The organism is Streptomyces sp. NPDC054794 (genome assembly GCF_053611585.1).
On the sequence record NZ_JBSHAQ010000080.1, the window covers coordinates 1 to 11,734 of the forward strand.

The window sequence follows — 11,734 nt, forward strand, 5'->3', positions numbered from 1 at the left end:
GGCTGAGGAATCTCAGCCCACCCGGCGCTTTTTCGTACGGTGCGGTGCTGCCCTGCGCGCCGTCTCAGACCGCGGCCTTCTCAGTCTCCGGCGCCGGCGTCTCCCGCACCTGGATCCGGCGCAGGGTCGTCGCTGCCCCGATCGCCGCGAGGGCCAGGACCGCCGTCCCCGCGAGGGCCGCGCCGTGCATGCCGGTGGTGAAGGCCTCCCGGGCCGTGGCGGCCAGGACGTCGCCCGCGCGCCCCGGCAGCTGCCCGGCCACGGCGAGCGCGCCGCCCAGGGTCTCGCGGGCCTCGGCCGGGGCCGAAGCCGGCACCTCGTGGCGGTAGACCGCCGTACCGATGGAGCCGAGGACCGCCATGCCCAGCGCGCCGCCGAACTCCGCGCCCGTCTCCAGCAGCGAGGAGGCGGCGCCCGCCCGCTCAACCGGCGCGGCACCCATGGCCAGGTCGGTCATCTGGGACATGACCATGACGGCGCCGGAGGCCAGGACGCCGCAGGCGGCGAGGACGAGCCAGAGGGAGTCCGTGCCGGCCAGGGCCAGCATGCCGTAGCCCGCCGCGGCGACGGCGAAGCCCGCGGCGACCACGTAGGCGCGGTTCACGCCCTTCTGGACCAGGGCGGTCGCCACCGGGGCTGCCATCCCGATCGGCACCGACGGCAGCAGTGACCACAGGGCGGCCTCCATCGCGCTCTTGTCGAGCACCGACTGCAGATACTGCGTGGTGAAGTACGCCGAACCCATGATCGCGAACGCGGAGACGAGGTTCAGAACGACAGCGGGGGCGAAGCCCCGGCCACGGAACAGGGCCGGCGAGATCATCGGCGAGGCGGCCGTGCGCTGGCGGTGGACGAAGAGGGCGGCGAAGAGCAGGCCGACGGTGACCGAGACGACGTACTGCGGGTGCCAGCCCTCGGACGGGATCTCCTTGAGGCCGTAGATCACGGGGAGCACCGCGGCCATCGACAGGGGCACGCTCACGAGGTCGAAGCGGCCGGGCTCCGGGTTCTTCGACTCCGGCAGCAGGATCGGGCCGAGCACCAGCAGCAGCACCATCGCGGGCAGGTTGACCAGGAAGACCGAGCCCCACCAGAAGTACTGGACGAGGACACCGCTCAGTACGGAGCCGAGGGCGATGCCGCCGGTCATGACGCCGGACCAGATGCCGATCGCCTTGGCCCGCTGTCCGGGGTCGGTGAACATCGTGCGGACCAGCGCCATGGTGGAGGGCATCAGGGTCGCACCGCCGATGCCGAGGACCGCGCGGGCCGCGATCAGGGTCTCGGCGCTGTTCGCGTAGGCCGCGATCAGGGACGCGGCACCGAAGGCGGCCGCGCCGACCAGGAGCAGCCGGCGGCGGCCGATGCGGTCGCCCAGCGAGCCCATCGTCATCAGCAGACCGGCCAGGACGAATCCGTAGATGTCGAAGATCCACAGCTGCTGGGTGCCGCTCGGCTCCAGGTCCGCGCTGATCGAGGGGATCGCGAAGTAGAGGACCGAGACGTCCATGGAGACCAGCAGCAGCGGCAGCATCAGCACGCCGAGCGCGGTCCATTCGCGCCGACCGGCGCGCCCGGCAGGGGAGTTGGTGCTCGTCGAGTTCGTCATGCCGATGACTGTACGGGCGTCTTAAACGCTTGTCTAGAACGTTTGTATAGGTCATGCGTCTAGGACGCTTGTATGGATCGGGAGTAGGGTGGTCCGCATGGGACACCGTGAGGATCTGCTCGAAGGCGCCAAGCGCTGCCTGCTGGAGAAGGGGTTCGCGCGCACGACGGCGCGTGACATCGTCAAGGAGTCGGGGACCAACCTGGCCTCGATCGGCTACCACTACGGCTCGAAGGACGCGCTGCTCGCGCAGGCGTACATCTCGCTGATCGAGGGCATGTCCGACGCCTTCGCCGAACCGGCGGACGGCGGGACCGGCGCCGCTCCGGGTTCCCTCGAACGGTTCCGGGAGGTGTGGTCGAACGTCATCGCCACCATGCGGGAACCCGGATCGCTGTGGCGGCTCAGCGCGGAGATCGCGGTCATGGGCGACCAGTTGCCCGAGGTGCGCGACCATCTGGCGCAGGCCCAGCGGGAAGGATCGCGCGGTTTCGTCGCGCTGCTGATGGGCGGGCGGGAGGAGGACGTCCCGGAGGACGTCGTGGACTCGCTCGGCAGCTTCTACACGGTCCTGATGACGGGCCTCATCACCCTGTGGACCTTCGACCCGAAGACCGCCCCGGACCCCGACCAGCTCACCGAGGGCCTGCGTCAGGTCATCGAGGCCGCGACCCGGTCCTGACGCTGGCGTCCCGCAGCGCCGGGCCCAGGGCGAGCAGCATCACGGCGGCCGTCAGCGCGAACGCCCACGGGTAGCCGGTGTGCGCCGCGGCCAGCCCGAAGCCGGCCGCGCCCGCGCCCATTCCGGCGTCGTACGCGAGGTTCCACACGGCGGTCACCGTGCCGAAGGAAGGGCGCGCGACCCGGGCGTACATCAGTGTCAGGGTGGCGTTCTGGGCCACGCCGAAGCCGGCCCCGAACACCGCGGAGCCCACGACCACGGCGACCGGAGTGGCCGTCGCCACGGTGATCAGCATCCCGGCGGCCGACAGCAGCAGGCCCGGCACCACCAGCCGCGCCGAGCCGTGCCGGTCGCCGTGCCGCCCCGCCACCCAGCGGGCCGCCGTCGCGGCCGCCGGCTGCACCACCAGCGCCACGGTGACCGCCCCGGCCGCGGACTCCGGAACGGCCACCGGCAGGAAGGTGACCAGAATCCCGGCGGCGAGCGCGGTGGTGGCGAAGACCAGCGCGGGACGGCGCAGCGCGGGCGCGCGCAGGGCGGCCGTCATGCCCAGGGGCGCCTCTCCCACCGCGCCCGACGCCCGGCCCGCGCCGTTCGCCGGCTCCGCGCCCTGCGTACGGGGGTCTTTCGCCCACCTCGCGCCCCGCTCCCCGCCCGGCAGGCCCGGCACCGACGCGATGGCCGCCAGCGCCGCCACTCCCGCCGCCACGGCGACCGGGCCGTACCCCGCGTGGCGGGCCAGCCACAGGCCCAGGGGGAGTGTGATCAGCGAGGCCCCGCCCCCGACCACGCCGACCAGCGCGAGGCCCTCGCCGCGTCGTTCGGCCGGGATCAGTGACGCCGTCATGGCCCCGCCCGCCACGATCGTCACCGCGAAGCCCAGACCGCGCACCAGACACACCGTCACGATCCACGCCACGCTCTCGGAGAGGGTCAGCACCAGGGCGGGGGCGCCGAGCAGCAGGAGCCCGATCATCAGCGGCAGCCGGATGCCGTACCGGGCGACCAGCCGGGGCGAGACCAGTTCGCCGAGGACCGTGGAGAACATCAGCGCACCCGTGGCGAGGCCCGCTCCGCCCCCGCCGCCCGCCTCGTCCGCGTACGCGGGCACGGTCGACAGCAGCAGGTAGAAGCTGACCGAGGCACCGATCATGCTCACGAAGCGCAGCAGCAGTGCCCGGGTGATCAGTCGCGGCCTCGGCGCCGAAGTGGGCGTGTGGGCGGGGGAGTTCGTGGACGTCGTCATGTCGTCGACGCTAGGAGCCGACCGGACTGCCAGTAAGCTCCAATTCCATGTCTGTGCAGTGGGCCGGTCTCTCTCCCGAACTGCTCCTGACCGTCGACCGGGAGGGCGGCGAGCAGCTGCACGCCCAGCTGGAACGCCAGCTCCGCGAGGCGATCCGCACGGGCCGCCTCCGGTCCGGTGAGCGGCTGCCCTCCTCCCGTGAACTCGCCCGCGCCCTGGGCCTGTCCCGCGGCCTGGTCCAGGACTGCTACGCCCAACTCCAGGCCGAGGGCTACCTCGTCACCCGCGTCGGCTCGGCCACCCGTGTCGCTCCCTGCGCCCAGGTGCCGCCCGAGCCCGCCGCGCCACTCGTCCCCCGGCCACGGCTGCTCGCCGACTTCCGCCACGGCGTCCCCGACCTCGCCTCCTTCCCGCTGGTCGACTGGCTGTGGGCGACCCGGGAGGCGGCCCGTACGATGCCCACGGCCGACCTCGACTACGGCGATCCGCGCGGCAGCCTGCCCCTGCGCGAGGTCGTCGCCGGCTATCTGCGCCGGGTGCGCTCGGCCGCCGCCGACCCCGGCCGGACCGTCGTCTGCTCCGGCTACGCGCAGGGCCTCGCCCTGACCATGCAGGCACTGGCCGCCTCCGGCACCCGCGTGGTGGCGTACGAGGATCCGGGCGGCCCCGGCACGGCGAGTGCCGCCGCGGAGGCGGCGGGCCTCACCGCGGTGCCCGTCCCGGTCGACGAGCACGGCATCGACGTCGCGGCGCTGGCGGCGACCGGCGCGGGCGCGGTGATCGTCACCCCGGCCCACCAGTGGCCCACCGGCGTGCTGCTGGCGCCGGCCCGCCGCCACGCCCTGATCGCGTGGGCGGTGCGCCACGACGCGTACGTCATCGAGGACGACTACGACGCGGAGTTCCGCTACGACCGCGAACCGGTCGGCTCGCTCCAGGGCCTCGCCGCCGACCGCGTGGTCTCCATCGGCACGGTCAGCAAGTCCCTGGCCCCCGCCCTGCGCATCGGCTGGCTGCTGTGCCCGCCCGCGCTCCTCGCACCGCTCGCCGAGCTGAAGCGGATCGCCGACCGTGGCACGCCGACCCTCGATCAGCTGGCCCTCGCCCGGCTGATCGAGTCCGGCCGCTACGACCGGCACCTGCGCCGCATGCGCACCCTGTACTGCACCCGCCGCACGGCGCTGCGCACGGCCCTTGCCGAGCACGCCCCCGCCGTACGCCTGACCGGCCTGGCCGCCGGCTTCCACGCCGTGGCCCATCTGCCGGCCGGCACCGACGAGCGGGAGGTGATCGCGGCCGCCCGGGCCCGGGCGGTGGGCCTGTACGGCATGAGCGCCTGCCGCGCCTCGCGCGCCGTCGAACCGCCCCAACTCGTCCTGGGATTCGGCGACGTGACCGAGCGCGCGATCGGGGAGGGGATCGCCGCCGTGGGAGACCTGCTGGGCGGGGGCGCCGCCGGGCCCTAGAGGCGCGCGCTCTTCAGCGCCATGTGCAGCAGCAGCCGGTCCTCGCCGTCGCCCAGGTCCAGGCCGGTCAGCTGCTCCACCCGGGACAGGCGGTAGTACAGGGTCTGGCGGTGGACGCCCAGCTCGGCGGCCGTGCGGCCGGCCTGCCCGGCGCAGTCGAGATAGACCTCGGCGGTGCGGGCCAGCTCCTGGTGGGCCGCGGTGAGCAGCGGGGCCACCGCAGAGTCCTGTGCGGCCTCGGGGGACAGGGAGGTGAGCAGCCGGTACGGCCCGATGCGCGCCCACTCGGCGACCGGCCCCAGCCGGGGCTCCGCGAGCGCGGCCCGCGCGGCCCCGGCGGCCTCCTGCCAGGAGGTGCCCAGCTCCACGAGCCCGGTCCGCGCGGTGGCCACCCCGGCGGCGGCCTGCCCGCCGTTGACCCCCGCCCGCTCCAGCAGTCGCCCGGCCGCGGACAGCGCCGGCGTCACCGTGTCGGTCGAGCGCAGCCGCACCAGCAGGGCCAGCGACTGCGCGGACGTTCCCCACGGCACGGTGCACAGGGCCGTCGCGCCGGGCAGGGTGCGGACCGACGGCGCGTCGTCGGGGTCGGCCGAGGGCCAGGGCGCCACGCACACCACGGTGTGCGGGCCGTCGGCGCGCGGGCCCAGGGCGGTGCGCAGTTCCGCCACCGCCATGTCCCGCTGCCAGCCGCGCTCGGCGGTCAGCACTGCCCGCAGCTCCCGGGTGAGGTCCGCCCCGGCCTGCGCCTCGTCGGCGAGGAGCGCGCCGATCCGGGCGGTGACCTCCATGGCCGCGGCCAGCTGCCGCTCGCTCGGCCCCGGATCGTCGTCCAGCAGCCAGACGTAGCCGAGGACCACACCCCGATGTCGTACCGGCAGACAGATGCGTCCCCGGTACACGCCCGCCTCGGGCGTGGGCGGGATGCGGACGGGCCCGGTCGCCCGGGTGATGCCGAAGCCCTCGAACCAGGTGCGCACCGCCGCCGTGGAGCGCCGGGTCAGGATCGACCGGGCGCGGACCGGGTCCAGCGCCGAGGCGTCCAGCTCGCTCTCGCTGTCGTACGCCCCGAAGGCGATCAGCTCGAAGTCGCGGTTCTCCAGCGTCGCGGGGACGCCCAGAAGCTCCGAGATGTCGTCGACCAGCTCCTGGTAATCACCCTTGTAATCGGCCGTCACCCGGGCATTCTCCCGCATTTCCGAGCCGCCTTCATACATTTGTCTGAGATCTGGGGAACGGATGCGTGACAGCTGTCGATGGCTGACGATCGGAGGGATCCTTAGGTTTCACGGTGGTTCTCCGTGCCGTACCCGAAGCGTCGGGTACCGGCCCACTTGGTTCTGTTGTGGAGGTGCCCCGTGCTGGGTCCCGTGATTCTCGCCGCGTCGCGCAGCGACCGGATGCGACGCCTGATCTCGGCGGCCCCGGTGACCAAGCAGGTCGTCGACCGCTTCATCCCCGGCGAGACCGTCGACGACATCGTCCCGATCATCCAGGAGCTCACCGCCAAGGGCCTGGAGCTGACGATGGACGTCGTCGGCGAGGACATCACCACCCGCGAGCAGGCCACCGCAGCCCGCGACGCGTACCTGCTGCTCATCGACCGCATCAAGGACCTGGAGCTCGGCCCGAAGGTCGAGATGTCGGTCAAGCTGTCCATGTTCGGCCAGGCGCTGGAGGGCGGCCACGAGCTGGCCCTGAGCAACGTCCGCCCGGTCGTCGAGGCCGCCGCCGCCATCGGCACCACGGTCACCCTGGACGCCGAGGACCACACCACCCTCGACTCGATGTTCGCCATCCACGACGAGCTGCGGAAGGACTTCCCGCAGACCGGCTGCGTCATCCAGGCCTACCTCTTCCGCACCGAGGCCGACGCCCGCCGCCTCGCCGCGAACGGCAGCCGCGTACGCCTCGTGAAGGGCGCGTACAAGGAGCCCGCCGAGGTCGCGTACCAGCAGAAGCACGAGATCGACAAGGCGTACGTCCGCATCCTGAAGACTCTGATGGAGGGCGACGGGTACCCGATGGTCGGTTCCCACGACCCGCGCCTGATCTCCATCGCCCAGGAGCTCGCCCACGAGTCCGGGCGCAAGCTGGACGAGTACGAGTTCCAGATGCTCTACGGCATCCGCGGCGACGAGCACCTGCGCCTGGCCGCCGAGGGCCACCGCATGCGCGTCTACACCGCCTACGGCACCGACTGGTACGGCTACTTCATGCGCCGCCTCGCGGAGAAGCCGGCCAACCTGCGCTTCTTCCTGCGCAGCATGATCACCAAGGGCTGAAGCCACCACCGCTCAATAAGGAGTTACGGAACACATGGACGCTGTGACCCAGGTCCCCACCCCCGTCAACGAGCCGGTGCACGGCTACGCCCCCGGCTCGCCCGAGCGCGCCCGCCTGGAGGCCAAGCTCAAGGAGCTGGCCGAGAACCCGATCGACCTGCCGATGACCATCGGCGGCGAGAAGCGGATGGGCGGCGGCGAGCCGTTCCAGGTCGTGCAGCCGCACAACCACAAGGCCGTCCTCGGCACGCTGCGCAACGCCACCCAGCAGGACGCCCAGGACGCCGTCGACGCCGCCCTGGCCGCCGCGCCTGCCTGGCGCGCCATGTCCTTCGACGACCGAGCCGCGATCATCCTGCGCGCCGCCGAGCTGCTGGCCGGCCCCTGGCGCGAGACCATCGCCGCCTCCACCATGCTCGGCCAGTCCAAGACCGCCCAGCAGGCCGAGATCGACAGCCCCTGCGAGCTGGTCGACTTCTGGCGCTTCAACGTCCACTACGCCCGCCAGATCCTCGCCGAGCAGCCCCCGGCGAACTCCCCGGGTGTCTGGAACCGTCTGGACCACCGCCCGCTGGAGGGCTTCGTCTACGCGATCACGCCGTTCAACTTCAGCGCCATCGCGGCCAACCTGCCGACCGCGCCCGCGCTGATGGGCAACGTCGTCGTCTGGAAGCCGTCCCCGACCCAGACCCACGCCGCCGTGCTGCTCATGCAGCTCCTGGAGGAGGCCGGTCTGCCCAAGGGCGTCATCAACCTCGTCACCGGTGACGGCATCGAGGTCTCCAAGGTCGCCCTGGTCCACCGCGACCTCGCCGGTATCCACTTCACCGGCTCGACCAAGACCTTCCAGCACCTGTGGAAGACGGTCGGCAACAACATCGAGAAGTACCGTGCCTACCCGCGTCTGGTCGGCGAGACCGGCGGCAAGGACTTCCTGGTCGCGCACCCGAGCGCCGACCGCGCCGTCCTGAAGACCGCCCTGACCCGCGGTGCCTTCGAGTACCAGGGCCAGAAGTGCTCGGCCACCTCCCGCGCCTACATCCCGGCCTCCATCTGGAACTCCGGCTTCAAGGAGGAGTTCGCGGCCGAGGTCGACTACCTGACCATGGGTGACGTCACCGACCTGTCGAACTTCATCGGTGCCGTGATCGACGACCGCGCCTTCGCCAAGAACAAGGCCGCCATCGACCGCGCCAAGGAGGACCCGACCTGCACGATCGTCGCGGGCGGCTCCTACGACGACTCGGTCGGCTACTTCGTCCGCCCGACCGTCATCGAGTGCACCGACCCGGAGAACGAGGTCTTCCGCACCGAGTACTTCGGCCCGGTCCTCGGCGTCTACGTCTACGAGGACGACCAGTACGACGAGATGCTGGAGCAGATGGAGTCGGTGTCCGACTACGCGCTCACCGGCTCGGTCGTCTCCAACGACCGTGCGGCGGCCGCGTACACGATGGAGAAGCTCCGCTACGCGGCGGGCAACTTCTACATCAACGACAAGTCGACCGGCGCCGTCGTCGGCCAGCAGCCCTTCGGCGGCGGCCGCGCCTCCGGCACCAACGACAAGGCCGGCGCCCCGCAGAACCTGCAGCGCTGGACCCTGACGCGCGCCATCAAGGAGACGCTGGTCGCGCCGACCGACTACGCGTACCCGCACATGGGCTGATCAGCCTTCCTGAACACGGACCGGGAAGCCCGACCCCCGAGCGGGCTTCCCGGTCCGTCTCCATTTCCCTGTCCGTCACACTGGGCCCACGGCGGTGACGACGGACGACGGGACACGGCTGCGGGCGCTCGCAGCGCTGCGACGGGCCGTGGACCGGCGAGCGGTTCGTGGCCGATCTTGAGGCCGTACGACGGCACGTCGGGCTGGGCCGGATGGCGCTGCTCGGCCACTCCTGGGGCGCGCAGCCGGCGCTGAGCTACGCGCCGGCCCGTCCGGGGCGGGTGAGTGCGCTGGTGTACGTGTCCGGGACGGGCATCGGCCCACTTCCGGGCCCGCCTCGCCGACCACCCCGAACGCCTCGCCCGCTTCGAGGAGTTGACGGACCGCGCGCGGCGGACGGAGGCCGAGGAGCGGGAGCCGACGGTGCTTGGATGGCCGACCCGTGGTTCGCGATCAGCTCCGCCTGCGACCGGGCCCTCAACGACGAGCGCGTCCGGACCTGGGGCGCACCCGAGCTGGACGCCGCCTGCCGGGCCCTCGACGTGCCCGTGCTGATCATCGACGGCGCCCGGGACATATCCGCCCCCGCACCGCGGTCGACTCCCTCACCGAAGCCCTGCCCCGCGCCCGCCGGGTGACCCTCCCGGCCGCGGGCCACCTGCCGTGGGCGGAGGACCCGGAAGGCTTCCGCAAGGCCGTGGCGGACGCGCTCCGGCTCACTGCGCCCACGGACTGAAAAACCGCAGGCCACGGCGGTGTGACCCGGTCGGTCGTCTCAGATAGTAGGAAGTCCGAGTAATTGTGGAGACAGCCGCGCCGTCCTCGCTTACTTTTGTAGAAGCCGAACGTCTCGCTCGATCAAGCGAATGGCGGTCGTGAGCCGGGCCCCGTGCAGGCAACCCCTGCGGCACCGCTCCCCGCCCCACCCGGCGTCTCGTAACCCCCTTTTCCGTACTCCCGGTTTCCTCGAAGGAGTCGATTTCCATGGCCGAGACGACCGTCCGCCGCCGAGTCCGCCACGTCTCTCGCGTGAGCGAGTCCGACCGCAAGAACGCCGCCGCCGCCCTCCAGCGCGCCCTCGACCGCCGCGACAACGGCGGCGAGACCGGCCACTGAGCACACGGCGCGGCCTCACCCGCCGCGCCGCACCTCGAAGTGGTCGATCCGCCGGCCGTCCTGTGCCAGCGCGGACACCTTCAGCCTCGGGGTCGTACCCGCCTCCGCCTCCACCGAGAGGAAGGAGAACCCGGTGTACCGCACCCGCGACCACTCCACCGTCTCGGCGCTGGGGACCTTGGACTTGGTCCAGTGGAAGGTCTTCACGGCGTCGTGCCGGGTGACGTGCCCCTCGTAGCTGTCCTTGACGCCCGAGGGGAACGAGTAGAGGTCCCGGCCGCCGCCGCCCGCGGTGACGTACACGATCCCGTCCCGGGTCGGGTCCGTCGAGGCGCCGACGGGCACGGACCTGCCGACCGCACCGCCTCTGATGGCGTCCGTCCGCTCGTACACGTGGTTGTGCCCGTTGATCACCAGGTCCACCCGGTACTTCGCGAACAGCGGCAGCCACTCCTGGCGGACACCGCCGTCCGAGGCGTGCTGTGAGGTCGAGTACGCGCAGTGGTGGAAGAAGACGACCACGAAGTCCACGCCCTGAGCCGCCCGCAGCCGGGCCAGCGTGCGGTCCAGCCAGCGCGTCTGTCGGCCTTCCGTGTAGCCGAGGTTGGCCTGGATCTCGTACGACACGTCGTTCGCGTCCAGCGCCACGAAGGCCACGTTGCCGTAGGTGAACGCGTACACGCCCGGCGCGCCGTGCGGGTCGAAGCCGCTGTCCGGGAGCGAGAAGCGGGCCAGCTGGCCGCCGTAGCCGTCCGGCGAGTACCAGGCCTCCATGTCGTGGTTGCCGGTCGTCACCATCCACGGCACCGACTTCGCCACCGGCTCGGTCTGCTTCAGGAACAGGTCCCAGAACTGCGGGTCGTAGCCGTCCGAGGTCTTGCCGGCGCCGTTGCCGTCCGCGTAGCAGATGTCGCCCGCGTGCAGATGGAAGGCCGGGTTCTGGCGCAGCAGCAGGTGGTCGTTGGCGTTCGCCGCCTGCCCGACGCCCTGGTCGCCGAAGGCCGTGAACACGAAGTGCTCCGGTGTCGCGGGCGCCGTGCGGAAGGAGGCGATGGTCGAGCGGTGGGCCGGGGAGGCCGGGTCCCAGCCCTCGTGGCCGACGCCGTAGTAGTAGGTCGTGCCGGGTTTGAGGCCGTCGAGGGCCGCGTGCACGTAGTACTGCTCGACCGCCAGGCGCACCCCCTGTACGCCCGGGGTGTGCAGATGGCGGATCTCGGCGTCGATCCGCCGGCCCAGGTCGTCGGGCCGCAGGCCCACGCGCACGTACGGCCGTTTGACCGCCAGCGGCACCTGCCAGGAGATCCGCATCCGGGTCTTCGGATCCGCGCCGAAGGCCAGATGGCGGCCGAAGGGGCGGACCACGGAGCCGCGCACCCACGAGGTGGCCGGAGCCGGGCTGCTCGCGGACACCGTGCTGCCGTGTGCCGTCGAGCAGCCGGTCAGCAGTCCGCTCGCCACCGCGCCCGCGGTCACCAGGGTGCGGCGCCGGGTGAGCCGGGTGCGCAGGTACTCGTACTGCTCGGCCATGCTCATCCGGCGGGCCAGCTGCGGCGGAATGCCGACGTCGGGGATGTCCATGACGGTGAACTTCCCAGCGCCCCCCAACAGCCGCCATACATACGGGTGAACGTCAGTCGAAGCGCTGACGTTTGTCACCCTCCCGAGTG

Annotated in this window: 10 protein-coding genes; 6 read left to right on the forward strand and 4 right to left on the reverse strand. The window is 72.2% G+C overall.

Annotation, left to right across the window (positions count from 1 at the left end; all coding sequences use genetic code 11):
* Positions 1-64 precede the first annotated feature (64 nt).
* Positions 65-1,609, reverse strand: coding sequence for an MFS transporter (locus ACWGKT_RS44750; protein ID WP_453278230.1), 1,545 nt, complete (start codon positions 1,607-1,609; stop codon positions 65-67).
* Between the two features lie 97 nt (positions 1,610-1,706).
* Between ACWGKT_RS44750 and ACWGKT_RS44755 the strand changes: the two genes are divergently transcribed.
* Positions 1,707-2,291: a TetR/AcrR family transcriptional regulator gene (locus ACWGKT_RS44755; RefSeq protein WP_453278231.1), complete on the forward strand. Its 585-nt coding sequence runs from the start codon at positions 1,707-1,709 to the stop codon at positions 2,289-2,291.
* On the opposite strand, the gene ACWGKT_RS44760 is transcribed toward ACWGKT_RS44755, so the two are convergent.
* Positions 2,266-3,537 carry an MFS transporter gene (locus tag ACWGKT_RS44760; protein ID WP_453278232.1) on the reverse strand — a complete coding sequence of 424 codons (1,272 nt, stop codon included), beginning with the start codon at positions 3,535-3,537 and terminating at the stop codon, positions 2,266-2,268. The genes ACWGKT_RS44755 and ACWGKT_RS44760 overlap by 26 nt on opposite strands.
* A gap of 47 nt (positions 3,538-3,584) precedes the next feature.
* On the opposite strand from ACWGKT_RS44760, the gene pdxR reads away from it, so the two are divergent.
* Complete coding sequence (pdxR, locus tag ACWGKT_RS44765; RefSeq protein WP_453278233.1) at positions 3,585-5,003, forward strand: MocR-like pyridoxine biosynthesis transcription factor PdxR; 1,419 nt, start codon at positions 3,585-3,587, stop codon at positions 5,001-5,003.
* Here pdxR and ACWGKT_RS44770 read toward each other — a convergent pair.
* Positions 5,000-6,196 carry a PucR family transcriptional regulator gene (locus tag ACWGKT_RS44770; protein ID WP_356149106.1) on the reverse strand — a complete coding sequence of 399 codons (1,197 nt, stop codon included), beginning with the start codon at positions 6,194-6,196 and terminating at the stop codon, positions 5,000-5,002. The two genes, pdxR and ACWGKT_RS44770, sit on opposite strands and share 4 nt — an antisense overlap.
* Before the next feature lie 162 nt (positions 6,197-6,358).
* On the opposite strand from ACWGKT_RS44770, the gene ACWGKT_RS44775 reads away from it, so the two are divergent.
* The 4 genes from ACWGKT_RS44775 (at position 6,359) to ACWGKT_RS44790 (ending at position 10,067) form a co-directional block, all read left to right on the forward strand.
* Positions 6,359-7,285: a proline dehydrogenase family protein gene (locus ACWGKT_RS44775; RefSeq protein WP_356149103.1), complete on the forward strand. Its 927-nt coding sequence runs from the start codon at positions 6,359-6,361 to the stop codon at positions 7,283-7,285.
* A gap of 34 nt (positions 7,286-7,319) precedes the next feature.
* The gene (pruA, locus tag ACWGKT_RS44780; protein WP_453278234.1) at positions 7,320-8,951 is read left to right on the forward strand and encodes an L-glutamate gamma-semialdehyde dehydrogenase; all 1,632 of its coding nucleotides are present in this window, start codon (positions 7,320-7,322) and stop codon (positions 8,949-8,951) included.
* A 167-nt stretch (positions 8,952-9,118) separates the two neighbouring features.
* Positions 9,119-9,589, forward strand: coding sequence for an alpha/beta fold hydrolase (locus ACWGKT_RS44785; protein ID WP_453278235.1), 471 nt, complete (start codon positions 9,119-9,121; stop codon positions 9,587-9,589).
* Between the two features lie 346 nt (positions 9,590-9,935).
* Complete coding sequence (locus ACWGKT_RS44790; RefSeq protein WP_268835569.1) at positions 9,936-10,067, forward strand: hypothetical protein; 132 nt, start codon at positions 9,936-9,938, stop codon at positions 10,065-10,067.
* Between the two features lie 15 nt (positions 10,068-10,082).
* Here the strand turns inward: ACWGKT_RS44790 and ACWGKT_RS44795 are convergent, their stop codons facing one another.
* Positions 10,083-11,645, reverse strand: coding sequence for a purple acid phosphatase family protein (locus ACWGKT_RS44795; protein ID WP_453278236.1), 1,563 nt, complete (start codon positions 11,643-11,645; stop codon positions 10,083-10,085).
* Positions 11,646-11,734: the final 89 nt, after the last annotated feature.